Annotated in this window: 13 protein-coding genes; 3 read left to right on the top strand and 10 right to left on the bottom strand. The window is 64.5% G+C overall.

Annotated elements, in window-relative coordinates:
- Nucleotides 1–204 precede the first annotated feature (204 nt).
- Nucleotides 205–1,203: an ArsR/SmtB family transcription factor gene (locus tag HV823_RS14610; RefSeq protein ID WP_210270803.1), complete on the top strand. Its 999-nt coding sequence runs from the start codon at nucleotides 205–207 to the stop codon at nucleotides 1,201–1,203.
- A 1-nt stretch (nucleotide 1,204) separates the two neighbouring features.
- Nucleotides 1,205–2,122 (top strand): methylenetetrahydrofolate reductase [NAD(P)H], encoded by a 918-nt coding sequence (gene metF / locus HV823_RS14605; protein ID WP_176950458.1) that lies wholly within the window; start codon nucleotides 1,205–1,207, stop codon nucleotides 2,120–2,122.
- Nucleotides 2,123–2,562: 440 nt separating this feature from the next.
- On the opposite strand, the gene HV823_RS14600 is transcribed toward metF, so the two are convergent.
- The 6 genes from HV823_RS14600 to HV823_RS14575 form a co-directional block, all read right to left on the bottom strand.
- Nucleotides 2,563–3,468 carry a DMT family transporter gene (locus HV823_RS14600; RefSeq protein ID WP_176950585.1) on the bottom strand — a complete coding sequence of 302 codons (906 nt, stop codon included), beginning with the start codon at nucleotides 3,466–3,468 and terminating at the stop codon, nucleotides 2,563–2,565.
- 629 nt (nucleotides 3,469–4,097) lie between these two features.
- Complete coding sequence (locus tag HV823_RS14595; RefSeq protein WP_176950457.1) at nucleotides 4,098–5,297, bottom strand: lytic murein transglycosylase; 1,200 nt, start codon at nucleotides 5,295–5,297, stop codon at nucleotides 4,098–4,100.
- A 202-nt stretch (nucleotides 5,298–5,499) separates the two neighbouring features.
- On the bottom strand, nucleotides 5,500–6,276 hold the full coding sequence (locus HV823_RS14590; RefSeq protein ID WP_176950456.1) for a glycoside hydrolase family 25 protein: 777 nt from the start codon (nucleotides 6,274–6,276) through the stop codon (nucleotides 5,500–5,502).
- Nucleotides 6,277–6,467: 191 nt separating this feature from the next.
- Entirely contained in the window at nucleotides 6,468–7,127 is a 660-nt protein-coding gene (locus HV823_RS14585; protein ID WP_176950455.1) for an outer membrane protein, read from the bottom strand.
- 133 nt (nucleotides 7,128–7,260) lie between these two features.
- Entirely contained in the window at nucleotides 7,261–7,941 is a 681-nt protein-coding gene (locus HV823_RS14580) for a class I SAM-dependent methyltransferase (protein WP_176950454.1), read from the bottom strand.
- Nucleotides 7,942–9,189, bottom strand: a complete 1,248-nt coding sequence (locus HV823_RS14575) for a BtaA family protein (protein WP_176950453.1) — start codon at nucleotides 9,187–9,189, stop codon at nucleotides 7,942–7,944.
- Between the two features lie 231 nt (nucleotides 9,190–9,420).
- Here HV823_RS14575 and HV823_RS14570 point away from each other — a divergent pair, with 231 nt between their 5' ends.
- A complete protein-coding gene (locus HV823_RS14570) occupies nucleotides 9,421–10,764 on the top strand; it encodes a serine hydrolase domain-containing protein (RefSeq protein ID WP_246301441.1) in 1,344 nt (447 codons plus the stop codon).
- A 3-nt stretch (nucleotides 10,765–10,767) separates the two neighbouring features.
- On the opposite strand, the gene HV823_RS14565 is transcribed toward HV823_RS14570, so the two are convergent.
- From HV823_RS14565 to HV823_RS14550, 4 genes are all read right to left on the bottom strand, one after another.
- Entirely contained in the window at nucleotides 10,768–11,694 is a 927-nt protein-coding gene (locus HV823_RS14565; RefSeq protein WP_425487667.1) for a transglycosylase SLT domain-containing protein, read from the bottom strand.
- Nucleotides 11,695–11,825: 131 nt separating this feature from the next.
- Nucleotides 11,826–12,461 (bottom strand): LysE family translocator, encoded by a 636-nt coding sequence (locus tag HV823_RS14560; RefSeq protein WP_176950450.1) that lies wholly within the window; start codon nucleotides 12,459–12,461, stop codon nucleotides 11,826–11,828.
- An 84-nt stretch (nucleotides 12,462–12,545) separates the two neighbouring features.
- On the bottom strand, nucleotides 12,546–13,760 hold the full coding sequence (locus HV823_RS14555) for a pyrophosphate--fructose-6-phosphate 1-phosphotransferase (protein ID WP_176950449.1): 1,215 nt from the start codon (nucleotides 13,758–13,760) through the stop codon (nucleotides 12,546–12,548).
- A 114-nt stretch (nucleotides 13,761–13,874) separates the two neighbouring features.
- Complete coding sequence (locus HV823_RS14550; RefSeq protein ID WP_343051865.1) at nucleotides 13,875–14,774, bottom strand: DMT family transporter; 900 nt, start codon at nucleotides 14,772–14,774, stop codon at nucleotides 13,875–13,877.
- Nucleotides 14,775–14,803 lie beyond the last annotated feature (29 nt).

The following is a 14,803-nucleotide window of genomic DNA, read 5'->3' as shown; positions in this document are numbered from 1 at the left end:
CGATCGACAGCACCCGGTTCGGGACACGCGAAATGCGGGCGCTGTCATCGGTCCAGTCCCCATCCGCGTCAAAACGCCGATCCGGTGGAGGGTACGAGCTATCTTTACGTTCCGGCAGATTACGGCTTGCACTCACGAATTTCATGACATAAAGATATCTTTATGTCTTGATGGTGCGCAGGTGGTCGCGTGGCGAAGCTCGGATTGGACGACATTGTAGAAGTTTTGAAGACGGCTGGCGAATCGACGCGCCTGCGGCTTCTGGCACTGCTCTCACGCGGCGACCTGACGGTAACCGACCTGACCGACATCCTCGGCCAGTCCCAGCCGCGTATTTCGCGCCATCTGAAGCTTTTGGCCGAGGCGGTCCTGATCGAACGGTACCAGGAAGGCGCCTGGGCCTATTTCAGGCTGGCGCACGAGGGTGAGGCGGTCGCTTTGGCGCGGCTTCTTCTCGAGCGCATCGATGTGGCCGATCCCGTCTTTGCCCGCGACGCCGAGCGTCTGGCGGTGCTGAAGAAGGCGCGGGCGGAAAAGGCGCAGGCCTATTTCAGCCGCAACGCGTCGGAGTGGGACGAATTGCGCCGCCTGCATGTCAGCGAGGCCGAGGTCGAGGCCGCACTCCTGAAGCTCATCGGCGACGGCCCGGTCGACGCTTTCCTCGATCTCGGAACCGGCACCGGCCGTATCCTTCAACTGTTCGAGGGGCTCTATCGCCGCGGCGTCGGCGTCGATGCCAGCCGCGACATGCTGGCCGTCGCCCGTGCCAATCTCGATCGCGCCGGCATCACCAAGGCGTCCATCCGTCACGGCGACATTTTCAACCTGCCGCTTGAGCGTGACGAGTTCGACGTGGTGACCATTCACCAGGTGCTGCATTTCCTCGACGATCCGGCAGCCGCCATCGCCGAGGCTGCGCGCATGCTGCGCCCGTCCGGTCGCCTGGTGATCATCGATCTGGCGCCGCATGCGCTGGAGCATCTTCGCGACGACCACGCCCATCTGCGCCTCGGCTTTTCGCATCAGGCGATGGGTGAGTGGCTGGAGCAGGCCGGCCTTGCCGTCGAACAGACAGTCGACCTGACGCCCGCCGGCGGCGGAGACGATGCGCTGACGGTTACGATCTGGCTGGCGCGCGACCAGAGATCCGCAGACGCCGCCGAGGACGCCCAACCCCTTATCGCCATCGGCCGGAGGAATTGACATGACGATCGCACACAGCCCAGCCAGGCGCCGCGCCCCGAGGCTGTCCTTCGAGTTCTTTCCGCCCCGCAGCGAGGAGGCCGACGCCCAGCTCTGGCAGACCATCGATGCGCTTTCGGCCTATGCGCCGGATTTCGTTTCGGTCACGTATGGTGCAGGAGGCTCCACGCGCGGGCCGACGCAGTCGACGATCGAGCGGATCATTCGGGACACGCCGCTGTCGGCGGCATCGCACCTGACCTGCGTCGGCGCGACCAGGCAGGAGGTTGATGCGGTGGTCGAGGAGTTCCGGCAGGTCGGCGTAAAGCATTTCGTGGCGCTGCGCGGCGATCCGGCCGGCGGTATCGGTGAGGCCTACCAGCCGCATCCGGGCGGCTATGCCAATGCCGCCGAGCTCGTCGCTGGCCTGCGCTCCATCGCCCCGTTCGAGATTTCGGTGTCGGCCTATCCGGAAAAGCATCCCGAAAGCCATGATGTGCCCGCCGATATCGACATGCTGAAGCGCAAGGTGGATGCCGGTGCCACGCGGGCGCTGACGCAGTTCTTCTTCGACAACGAACTTTATGCCCGCTATCTGGAGCGCGTACGCGCCGCCGGGATCGACATCCCGATCGTCCCGGGCATCCTGCCGGTGCACAATCTTTCCCAGGTGCAGAAGTTTGCCGGTCTGTGCGGCGCGAGCGTGCCGCAATGGCTGGCCGATCGCCTGGATCCGCTGGCCGAACGGCCGGAGGAGCGGGCAGCCGTTGCAGCCGAGCTTGCCGCCCGCCAGATCGAGGGGCTGATTACTCTCGGTGTCGACGAATTCCACTTCTACACGATGAACCGGGCCGTGCTTGTCGCGGCGGTCCTCGATCGCCTCGGCTTCGAGCGGCGCGATGCGGACAGTGCCGATGCTGCAACCGGTGCTGCCGCCTGATAGGGAAAAACGCATGACCCGGCGGGGCCATGCGTTTTCATGAACGATTAGTCTCTGCGTTGTTGTCCTTCAGGACGACGCTGTCGTCAGATGAAAATCATGCTGGCGACGAAGAGGAACGCTGCACTGATCATCAGAACATTCAAGGAATGTGTGATACCCATCGGCTGACCTCCCTTGCGTTGCGGGTGAATAATAGGTTGGAAATTTCGCCTTTGAAAAGTTCTTTATGTGTTGCATTGCGGCATCATAGGCTTCGCCACAGTTTTTCCACATGTCTAAATGTCTGATCTTCAAAGGTATTTATCGACTGATTTGCGTTCACGAAATTTTCACGCTGGTTAACGCCGGTGATCGCCGGTCCCGGTAAGCGACACGACGAATCACTCGGTCCGGGCAGAACGAGCGCCTGCGCCATTCGTTCCGGCGTCATTGCGCCGTCAGGCGCCCTTCACCATGCGGAAGACCCGCCCGTCGAGAATGACGAGGCCCGAGAGCACAAGGACCATGCCAAGGGCGCCCGCAGGCGAGATCTGCTCGCCGAGGAAGAGCATGCCCGCGACGATCGCGCTCGGCGGCACCAGGAGCGTGACGAGAGACGTATTCGTCGCGCCTGCGACGGACATGATGCGGAAGAACAGGATGTAGGCATAGGCCGTGGAGACGAGCGCCAGCGCCAGGACCGCGAGTACGGTGCCGGCGGGCGGAAGGGGAAGCAGCCAGGGCTGGTCGACGACGGCGGCGAGCGGCAGCAGCACGATGCTCGATGCGGTCAACTGCCCCGTGGCGGTCACAGCCGGAGCGATATCGCGGAAGCGCTTTCCATAAATGCCGGCAAAGCCGTAGGACATGGCGGCTGCGAGCGGCAGCAGCAGCGCCCAAAGGGGCGGCCCGCCGATGTCGCCGGTGAAGGGGGCCAGCGCGCGCGGGCCGACGAGCACGGCGGTGCCGACAAGACCAACGAGGCAGCCGGCGATCCTTGCGGCCGTCATCTTCTCGTCCTCGGTCAGCCGGTTGGCGATGAGGATGGTGAAGATGGGCGTGGTGGCATTCAGGATCGCGGCCAGTCCGGCGCCGATCTGCGTCTGGCCCGTGAAGATCAGGATGTGCGGAACGACATTGTTGAGCAGCCCCATCACGAGAAAGGCGCGCCAGCGCTTCCGAAGGATCGAATAGAGGCCGTGCCGGCCGGCGAGATAGATGTGAAGTGCGGCCGCCGCCAGCCCGATCCGCAACAGCACCAGCGTGACGGGCGGAATATGCTGGACGGCGACGCGGGCAAAGAAGAACGAACCGCCCCAGATCATGCCCAGCAGAACCAGCATGCCCCAGGTCGCGGGCGTCATCACATAGTTGGGCTTAACAGCTTCGGCCAAGACGTTTCCTCCCCAAGGCGCGGACATGCGGTCCTGCCGGAGAGCGCAATGCCGGATGCAATCGGTGCTCCGATCGTTGCCGCAGGCCTAACGGCCCGCGCGATCTCCCGCCACCCGATTCGGTATCCTTTCCGCTGCCGGCGGCCGATGCAACGCTGCTGCAGGCGTCGCACCCGAGTAGGCGGCGGGTGCGACGCGTTTCCTGTGGGCACGCGCGACAATGCATCGGGCTGGGGGCACCGGGATAAATGTCTTCCGCGTGGAATGCCCTCCCAATCTGCAGCGCCGTGCGCGGCACAAGGCCGCGGATGACGGAGGCGGGGAGAGGGTTGCGGCGGCTCAGCCGGCGTGTATGGGGCGGAGCGTGGCTGGCGTATAACGCAGGCCGAGCAACCGACTGTCTCCCGCGCTCCCCTCTTTTCCAGCGTCATGCCGGATGTGATCCGGCATCCAGCGCGCGCAAGTCTTCGCGCGATAAACATTTCTCGCACCGCGACTCGGTGCCGCTGGACCCCGGATCAAGTCCGGGGCGACGGAGATGAACTGTGACCGCAAGCTACCGGCGTGTGCTGTTTTGCGCCGACCGGCGAACATGCCCGTCAGAGCGCGCCCAGCAGACCCGGCGTGGCCCAGCCGTCGGCGGGCATGCCGAGGCGAAGCTGTTCCTTCTGGATAGCAGCGCGCGTGCCCGAGCCGAGAATGCCATCGATCTTGCCGACGTCGTGGCCGAGTTCGGCCAGGCGCGTCTGCAGCGCCTTCATGCCACTGTCGTCCAGTCCCTGTTCGGGCTCGCCCTTCTGGTAGGGCGGGGCGCCAGCCAGTCGCGTGGCGAAATAGGCGGCCGACGTCGTGTAGATGAAGGACTGGTTCCACTCGAGATAGATGTTGAAGTTCGGGTAGGTGATGAAGGCGGGGCCCTTTCGTCCCTGTGGCAGCACAAGGGAGGCGGCGAGGTCGGGGAAACTGGTGTTGCCGTCGCGCGGGGTGACGCCGAGCGCGAACCAGTCGCCCGCCGTCATGCCGGACTGAAGGCCGGTCTTCTCCCAAGGCAGTTCATCGGGAACAGAGACTTCCTGGATCCAGGGCTGGCCCCTGGTGAAGCCGAGGTGCTGGATGAAGCGCGCGGCCGTGAGGATGGCGTCGGCAGCGCTCTGCTTGACGTTAACATGGCCATCGCCGTCACCATCGACGCCAAACGCGATGATGTCTCTCGGCAGCATCTGGACCTGGCCGATCTCACCGGCCCAGGCGCCCGTCGTCGTCGCCGGATCGAGATCGCCGTGCTGCACCATCTCGATGGCTGCGATCAGTTGCGGGCGGAACAGTTCCGGCCGGCGACAGTCGTGCGAAAGGGTGACGAGCGCATTGCGCGTGTTGAAATCACCCTGCACCGCACCGAAATCCGTCTCCATCGCCCAGAAGGCGGTGATGACCGGTCCGGGAACGCCGTATTCCTGCTCTGCCCGCTGGAAGACGTCAGAAAGGTCCTGCAGCTTCTTGCGGCCGATGTCGAGGCGGGACTGGCTGACCGTGCGCTTGGAGAATTCGAGGAACGTCTGGCGGAAGACGCCCTGGGCGCGGTCGCGCGACAGGACCTTCTGGTCGATCGCCGCACCCGCGAGCGCCCTGTCGACCGCATCGGCGGGAATGCCCTTTGCCAACGCTTCATCCTTCACGCCCTGAAGAAAGGCGGAGAGTTCGCCGCCGCAAGCGGCGGCCGGTGCGGCCTGCTGGGCGAACGCGGTGCCCGAGAGAAAAAGCCCAAGAAGGGCGCCCAGCGGCAGGAAACGCGGTTGCATGGCGGGTAGATCCTTTCATTCGGTTGCCCCGGCTTCTCAGAATAATGAGACGGAAGCAAGAAGGAAAAAGCCGGCATTTCAGCGCCGGCCGATCAAATTCGTCGTGACCCCGCCAATCTGTCGCCCGTTTTGCGCAATCGGGGATGGCCGAGGGCAAAATGCAGCCGTCACCGGACCGCCATGAGGGGGCAAGTGAAATCGGTCAGCGTGTGTTCTGTGCGAGCCAGGCCGACCAGTTCTTGCTGCTGCCGGCAAAGACGTTGATGTCCGTGTTGCCGTCGATGCCGGGAACGATGCCGGTGCTGGTATATTGCCAGAAGACCCATTTGCGGCCGTAGACGTTTTCGGGATGGTCTGCGACGGCGCGCAGCCACAGGTGATAGTTGCCGAAGTGGCCGGCAATGTTTTCCCGGTGGAAGTCGACCGTCGTGTAGATGATCGGCCGCTTGCCGTAATGCGCCTCGATCCGGTCGAGGAAGCGCTGCATCTGGGCGCGTACCTCCGCCGGCGGCGGCCGCTTGCGGCAGGTGGGCGAAAGCGGGTTCCACTCCGCATCGAGGACGGGCGGAAGTTGCACCGCGGCCTTCGGCACGTTCCGGATGAACCAGTCGGCCTGTTCATCCGGCGTCGAGCAGAAATAGTAGAAGTGGTAGGGGGAGTGGGCGACGCCCGCCGCATTCGCGCCGCGCCAGTATTCGTGGAAGCGCTGGTCGATCCGGTCCTTGCCCTCGGTGGCCTTGATGAACGCGAAGGAGACGCCCGACTTCTTGGCGGTCGGCCAGTCGATATCGCCGTTCCATTTGGAGATGTCGATGCCGTGCACTTCGTGCTTGTGCGGCGTGCGGTAGCCGAAATCCTGCGGATCCTTGTCGCCGAAGCGCGGCTTCAGAGGCTCGGTGGAAACGAGATCATACTCGGTCGTGGAGCACGACGTCGCAAGGAGCGCGATTGGCAGCAATGCCAGAAGGAGCCGACGCATGACTGTCCCGGGTCTGATGACGATGCGCGGATACTGCCCGACCCGCGGGATTCGGTAAAGAGGGGCGTCGCGGTTACGCCGCGAGCCCGAAAGAGCCGCGGCGCAACGAGGGCGATTGGAACCGAAAACGACGGCCTTACAAAAGGCGACTGAGGCCGGCCTGGAGGTCCGCCGGCCGGCCCTCGCAGCGGTCAGAATTTCCAGCCGACGCCGAGCATCAGCGAATTGCTGCTCAGGTCGGTTTTGACCCCGAGCAGATCCTTGTTGCCGTAGTCGGTGTAACGGTATTCAGCCCGCCCGATTAGATTGTCGGTGAAGGCGTGTTCGAGGCCCGCACCGATCGTCCAGCCGTTGAAGGTCTTGCTTTCGCTGTCGCCCGTGTCGCGGTCGCGAAGCTCGGCATTGGTGAAGGCGTAGCCGCCGGTGCCGTAGATGAGGGTGCGGTCGATGGCGTAGCCGACACGGGCGCGCAGCGAGCCGCCCCAATCGGTCTGGAGGTCCATCGGAATGCCGCCGAGATCGAACTTGTCCTCGTTCCAGTCGTACTTCACGTCGCCTTCCACGCCGAGCACCCAGGGACCGGTCTGGTAGTTGTAGCCGGTGTAGCCGCCGAGCGCCCATCCATCGAGGCCGGGGCTGGAGGAAAAGCCCGCGTCCCTGGTTTCCGCATCGGTCCAGCCGTAGCCGGTCATGGCGCCCACGTAGAAGCCGTTCCAGTCGTAGATGCCGGATACTTCCTCGATGACAGGTGCGACCGGAGGCTCTGTCGGCGCGAGGTCGGCCGCGCGTGCCGCACTGCCGGCCGCGGCGGCCGTCAGAAGTGCTGCCGCTCCGATGTAGAATGATCTCATGATTATCTTCCTTCTGCTTCGTTCGCGCCGATACGACCCCGGAGGCATCGACACGCGGTATAACCCCTCAGCGCCCAAGAGGTTTCACAGAAAGGAGAGCAAAATCGGGCCGTGTTTGGCCGAAAATACTGCGTCAGTCAGGCATTTTTGCAATTGCGAGCCAGGCGTAGCCACCATACGGGGTCTCGGCTGCGACGTGTGCTCCCCGCCGCTGTGCCGCTGCCTGCAACACCTCGAAGAGGTCGGGACGCGGGGTGACGTGGAAACGCGTAAGCCAGCCTTGCAGGAGGCGGCGGATGGGTGTGGGCAACCGCTCCTGCTGGCCGAAGTCGACGATATGCAGCGAGCCGCCGGGGGCGAGCGCGTCGAATGCACGCTCGATCGCCTCCTGCCAGGCCGGGATCATCGACAGGGCATAGGAGACGACGACACGGTTAAAACCCGCCTCGCCGAAGTCGGCCGCCGTAAATGACGTGGCGTCGGCGACCGCAAGCCGCGGCCGAGCGCCGCCACGTCTGGCGAAGCGCTTTTCCGCCGTCTCGAGCATCTCGCGGGAGATGTCGAGGCCAAAGAACCAGGCGCCCGGATAACGGTCCATCATGTGGCCGATGTTGCGCCCGGTGCCGCAGCCGACCTCGAGTACCTTCTCGCCCGGCTTGACGTCGAGACCGTCGAGCAGCCTGTCGCGACCAAAGAGATAGTACTTGCGCGTCAGGTCGTAGATGTGGCGCTGGTAGCGATACTGGCGATCCATCAGGCCGGCGTGATCGGTGTCGACCGGCGGCACGGGCAGGGGAAGCGAGGCGCGGTCCATTCAGGGCTTCTTCCGATAGATGTGGAAGGCGCCATAGATCGCCGAGCGATCCCGCATGCCCAGCGCAGACGAGCGCTCGTGCTCGTAGTGCCAGAGATCGAGCAGGTGCTGCGAGACCTTTCCTTCGACGATGCTGGCTTCGGCGGCGGTGCGGAAGATGACCCGGGCCCCCGGCGCCGCGGTGCGGCTGATCTCGGTCCAGAGTGCATTGAGCTGGTCGTCGTTCATCCAGTCCTGCGCATCGAGCAGCACGAAGCGATCGACGGAGGCGGCGGACTTCGATGCAAGCAGCTCGGTGAAGCTCGCGTGGTGGACGTTGACGCGCTCGGCATTGTCGCGGATCGCGGCGTAGTTTTGCGTCAGGAGATAGTCCGGCAGTTGCCCCTCGTACTTGGAGGGATACCGGCGCGCAAAGGCCTGCCAGGCGAAGTAGTTGTCCTTCAGCGGAAAATGGCAGGCAAGCTTTTCCAGCCGCTGTCGCAGGACCGGCGCCAGCGAGTTGTCGTCACTGACACTTGCCAGCTCGTCGAACTGCTGCGGCGGAATGCCGAGACCGTAGAGCGAAGCCTTGCGAGAGGTGATCCAGCGGATCAGCGGACGGTCGAACAGGGGAGCGATGCGGGTGTCGAAGAACTGACGCTGTTCGCGCATGGAGCCGCACTTGACGAACTCGCGCGGGTCCAGCCCGTGCAGCCTGGCAACGATGTGGCCGAGCAGGATGAAGCGGCCGAGCAGACCGGTGCGATAGATGTTGCGGTTGAAGACATCGATGCGGCGGCGGGCGGTCAGGTCGCGGCCGTTCCAATAGTCGCGGGTCTGCGCATCGAGCCGGGGCTCCAGGAAGAGCTGGTAGGCCTCGCGGTTCGAACCCATGTGGTCGCCGCCGAGGAAGCGCACGACGTCGGCATGGGAGGGCATGTGGCGGAAGGCTGCGAGCTTCAGCCGGTTCAGCGCGATGTGGTGCGGGTTGAGGTCGACGACGTCGATGCGTTCGGGGCGACAGGCGAGATAGGCGAGCATGTTGCAGCCGCCGGACCCGATCGTCACCAGGCGATGCCCGGGTGCCAGTTCCATGGCCTCGATGTCGATCGCGGGATCCTCCCAGATCTGGGGGTAGACGAGCCCGGAAAAGAGCAGGCCGAACAGGCGTTCCGACAAGCCGTCTAGCGACAATGCCCGGTGCTGCAAGAGGGCTGACTTCAGTCTTTCGTTCTGTCCGTAACCGGCATTCCTGGCAAGTTCGCTCATGACTCGTCTCGTCCTGTGGGCCTTTGGGGGCAATAGCCGCCTCGCGCTACAGTTTGATGACTGCGGCTGTGCATGGGGGCGCAGCCGAGGGCGCGATGGCCGTGCATGGACGGCTATGTTCACCCTCCCGCGCGGAAGGGGCTTTTCTTGTGCGCCAATTCCTGATTGTCTCTTGACGACAAGGGGAGACGCATGGGCCGAATTCGACGCATCGCCGCCAGAATCCTGTATATGCTATTCATTTTCCTCGCGATCATGGCCAGTTGGCTGATCGTTCGTCCGCCCGAACTTCTAAGCGTCGGCTCCTCCTATGCCGCCAAGATCGTCTGCTCCAACGTCTTCCTCGCGGGGCGCGATGCTGGGGCTGTACTCGATACGGACGTACAGGCGCCGGGCCACCCGCTTCTGCACCTCATGCGGCAGTCGGTCGACCATGGCGAGAAGACGGTGACGGCCTCGCTGCTCGGAATTTTCGCGCCGGGCTACGCGGCCTACCGGGAGGGATTCGGCTGCGCGAGCGTGCCCGACGGCGATTTCATCGCAGCGCATCAGGCAATCTCCGAAGTCGAGGTGCCGAGCGTTTCGCGGCCGGTTCCCGATGCGCCCTGGCCGGAGGGGGACGCCTTCAGCGCCGACGCCCGTCTCGACGCCATTCTCGCAGATCAGGCGCTGCTCGGGCCCGGCGTGCGCGGGGTGGTGGTGGTCCATGGCGGGCATCTGGTGGGCGAGCATTACGGCGAAGGTTTTTCGCCGGACACACCCTTGCTCGGCTGGTCGGTGACGAAGACGGTCAATGCGGCACTGGTCGGCCGGTTGATGCAGGACGGCCGTCTTGCCCCGGACCAGCGCGGCCTTTTCGCCGAATGGAACGGTGATGCGCGCGCCAGAATTTCGATCGCCGATCTGCTGGCCATGCAGAGTGGTCTGGCCTTCAACGAGGAGTATGGCGACGTTACCGACGTGACGCGGATGCTGTTCCTCGAGCCCAACATGTCCCGTTTTGCCGCCTCCTTTCCGCTTGAAGCCAATCCGGGGGAGAAGTTCAGTTATTCAAGTGGCACCGCCTTACTCCTCTCACGCCTCTTCATGAATGCGCTCGGCGACCGCTGGCGGGCGCTCACTTATCCGACGACCGGGCTTTTCGCACCGCTCGGCATGAAGAGTGCCGTGCTGGAGACGGACGAGACGGGGATCTTCGTCGGATCGTCCTATATGTACGCCACCGCGCGGGACTGGGCGCGCTTTGCGCAGTTGCTTCTGAACGACGGCGTGTGGAACGGCACGCGGCTTTTGCCGGAGGGCTTTGTCCGCGCCATGGGCACCCCGTCCTCAGCCTCGGGCGGCGAGTACGGTCAGGCGCAAACCTGGATCGACGGGCCGGGGCGCGAACCGGATTCGAAGTATGGGCTGCCGGAAGACACGTTCTGGATGCTGGGCCATGACGGCCAGTCCATCGCGGTCATTCCGTCGGCGAATATCGCCGTCGTCCGCCTCGGGTTGACGCCGGCAAAGCTCGGCTATCGACCGCAGGAACTGGTCAAGCGGGTCGTCGACGTTCTTGAAAACAAGGATTGAGGCTTACTTCAGGCCGGTCTCTTCGAGCAGGCCCTTGCGCTTTGCGGTGTAGTAATAGCCGCTGGCGTAGAGGCGCACCGCGCCGTCATGCTGGTTATCTGCGACCATCCAGGCGCCACGCAGGTATTTCGCGCCATACTTCAGGTTGGTCTCCGCATCGAACAGGCCATCCGGCGTACCAGTGTAGCCCATGCCCTTGGCGGTATTGTAGCGGATCTGCATCAGGCCGTAGTTGCCGGAATTATAGGCCTTGGGATTGTAGCGGCTTTCGCGCTTTATCACGCGGTGCAGCAGCGCTTCCGGGATCTCGTAGAGTGCGGCGTATTTGGAGATCATCGTGTCGAGCGGGGTGCCGGGCCGTTCGAATTTCTGCGAGGCCGAGGCCATCACGGTGTTGCCCGGGGCGGATGCGAGGGCGGCGGTGCTGAAGGTGGGTTTTGCGATCGGGATGATCTGGTGGGACTCGACCAACTGTTCCAGTCCCTCCGGCGCGCCGGTGTCGAAGCCCGGCTCCATCACGGCCGCCTCGAAGGATGCGGGCATGAACTTCGCCTGGGGCGTGCCCGGCGCCGGAACGGGCACGGCCGCGGCTTGCGGAGCTGCTTCGCCCTGCGGGATCGGCACTGCTTGCGGGGCGGCCGCGGCGATCGCCATCTGGGCGCTGGTGGCGCGCGTGGTCTCCACGACGGCGGACATCGTCTGCGGGGTGCCTGCCGCCACGGGTGCCGAAGGGTCCTCGATCGGAGCGGGGAGCGCGTAGGCGGTCATTTCCGTGCCCGGCTTTGCGAGCGGCATGACCGTCTGCGCCGCGGCGATCTGTTCCGACGGGGTCTCGATCACGCTGGCGCATCCGCCGATTGCGAGAAGGGCCGTTGCGCAGCTCGCAGAGAGAATATGCCTGGTGCGGATCGGAAAACTATGCGTCATCAGTCGCTCTCGTGTTGCCTGAAGGGGCCGGAAACGCGTGTTTCCGACACGGCTGCAAATCAACGGCGCTTCGACCGTGCTTCGTCCATTATCCTATCGTACCTGCTCCGGCAACCCGTCCCCCTTGCTCAAGGCTATGCGGTGGCCCGCCGCAGTCCGGCCGTCAGCACGCCTGCGCCGATGAGAAGCGACCCGCCGATGCGGTTCACGGTGCGCTGGACAGCGGGTTTGCGGATCGTTCCGCGGGCCGCAGACGCCATCAGCGCGTAGGTCGCTGCATTGGCCGTTGCGAGCACGAGGAAGGTGATCTCGAAGATCACCATCTGCGGAACGACAGGCCGCGAGAGGTCCAGGAACTGCGGCAGGAAGGCCACGAAGAAGACGATGCTCTTGGGGTTCAGCGCCGTGACCACGTAGCAGTGGCCAAAGATGCGAAACGGCCTTTCCGGCTTTGCCGCGCCATCCTCCGAACCGGCAAAGCCTGCCACCGGCGCGCGCCAGAGCTTTATCCCAAGCCAGACGAGATAGGCAGCACCAACCCATTTGAGCACGGTGAAAATCTCAGCCGAGGTAACGAGCAGGGCCCCGAGCCCGAGCATCGAGGCCGTCATGGCGGTGAAATCGCCAAGGGCTACGCCGGCGACCGTCGCCGTGGTCGTCCGGCGACCGTGGCCGAGCGCATAGGAGATGACCAGCAGGATGGTCGGACCGGGGATCGCCAACATGACGGCGGAGGCGGCGGCGAAGGCGAGCCAGTGATCGAACGACATGAAATGCTCCCCGGAAACGTTTGTTTCGGGGAGCAAGCCACCGGCGCCGGGCGCCGTCAATAGCAAACCGTCAGCCTGACGGTATCAGACCGTGGCCTTCCATTTCTGGCCGATCGTGTCCATCACCTCGCCGAACCACTTGGCGCTGGTGTCGAAGTGCTTGCCGCCCTTGATGCGCGGGAATTCGATCGTGCGCAGCTTGCCGTTTTGCGCCTCGTCATGGCCGGTCACGCCGGAGACCTTGTTGAGCGCGCTTTCGACGGCGAGGTCGACCATGCTCTGGATCAGGCGCAGGTCGTCGCCGTTGGCGGGGGCGGAGCGGGCGTAGTAGCCCGACTTCTGCACCATGGCGCGTTCGGCGCCAAGCAGCGAGGCAAACTGCTTGGAGAACCAGTTGCCGACATTGATCGTGTCGATCTTCACATGGCCGAAGGCGTCGCGCTTGACCGTTTCGCCGGCGGCCTCGCGCTCGGAGACGATTGCATCGAGGCAGGCGCCTTCCGATACGAACAGCGTCACGAAGCCGTTTGTCTCCATGACCTTCCGGAGCCGTTCGGCTTCCGCCTGCAGATCGAAGGCCAGTTCCGGAAGATAGAGACCGTCGATGCTCTTCAACGCCTTGTCCATCATCAGGCCATCGATATATTCGTTGCCGGCGGTCTTCTGGATGTAGGCGCGCGCGGTCGCAGCCGTGAGCCAGCCGCAGTGACGGCCCATCACCTCGTGAACGACGAGCGTCTTCGGAGCGGCGCTCTGTTCGTTGGAAACGTTGTCGAAGAAGCCTGCACCGACTTCGGCGGCCGTCCAGGCGCCGAGCGACTGGCGGATCGGCACGACATCGTTGTCGACCGTCTTCGGAAGGCCGACAACGGTGAGGTTGTAGCCGTTGGCGCCGAGATAGGCGGCGAGATCGGCCGCGGTCGTATTGGTGTCGTCACCGCCGATCGTGTGAAGGATGGTGATGCCGTCTGCGGCAAGGCGCTCGGCTGCAACGCGCAAGGGGTTTTCGCCTTCCTTGACGAGCCCGCGCTTCACGCAGTCGGCAGCGTTCGTCAGCTTCACGCGGCTGTTGCCGATCGGCGAGCCGCCATAGCGGTGCAGCAGGTGCGCCTTCTCGCGCATGTCCTTCGAGATCGCGATCCGGTCCGCCAGAAGCAGCCCCTGGTAGCCGGAGCGGTAGGCGACGAGTTCGATTTCCGGGGCGATGTCGGTATAGCGTTCGATCAGGCCGCCGACGGCGGATGAAAGGCAGGGCGCAAGGCCTCCTGCGGTAAGCATAGCGACTTTCTGTTTCGTCATATTACCTCCTCGCCGGCCCTTCCGGTCGGTCGGCGGATGTCTAACGCAGAATCCCCGGCAGGGGAATCACGGTTCGAAAATTATCCGCTATCGATGACGAATTGATGCAAAGGGTCAGGCGCGTCCGGCCGCCGGCGCCGCGCGTCCGATCTTCGCCTTGCGCCCGAGCCAGACGACGAAGGCGACGGCGAGCGCAAAGCCGAGCGTCTCGGGGCCGACCGCCTCTCCAAGCACAAGTGCCGAAATTGCGAGCGTGACGAATGTCTGGAAGAGCTGCACCTGTGCCACCCGGGCGATGCCGCCGAGCGCCAGCCCGGCGTTCCAGAAGATGAAGCCGCCGAACATCGACATCAGCCCGAGATAGAGCAGGGCACCGTACTGCATGGGGCCGGGGTCATGAATGCCCGAGCCGGCGGCAAGAACGGTGCCGACCAGCGTCGCCGGCAGGCAGATGACGACCGCCCAGCCGATCACCTCCCAGCCCGGCATGAGGCGGGCGAGCTTGGCGGAGAAGACATAGGAGAGGGAGGCGGACATCGCCGCGAGAAGCAGCCAGAAGTCGCCGGCGCCGAGATGGAAGCCGCTTTCGCGCAGGGAGAAGGCGATGACGAGTGCCGCGCCTGCCACGCCACACAGCCAGAACAGGGGACCGGGACGTTCGCCGTCGACGATTGCGGCGAAGACGGCCGTCAGAAGCGGCAGGATGCCGAGTACGACGCCGCCGTGGCTTGCCGGGATCGTTTGCAGCGCGATGGAGGAGAAAATGGGGAAACCGAAAACGGCGCAGAGGCCGACGCCGGCCAGCGTCGGCAGGTGCGCGCGGGGGAAGGGACGGCGAAGAAGCCAAAGGGCGGTGCCTGCGGCCGCAGCCGCGATAACCGCGCGGGCAAGCGTAATGAAGACCGGTCCGAAGCCCTCGAGCGCAAGGCGGGTCATCGGCAGGGTGCCGCCGAAGATCGTCACCCCCAGAAGGCCCAGCAGCATGCCGGCGGCCTGATTCGACAGAACACGCACCGTTTGATCTCCTCAAAATGCTCGCAGCG

This window comes from Mycoplana rhizolycopersici (genome assembly GCF_013378445.1).
In the GTDB taxonomy this organism is placed as follows: Bacteria; Pseudomonadota; Alphaproteobacteria; order Rhizobiales; family Rhizobiaceae; genus Mycoplana; species Mycoplana rhizolycopersici.
Note: the sequence above shows the minus strand (reverse complement) of the source record. Positions and strands in the feature narration are given on the sequence as shown.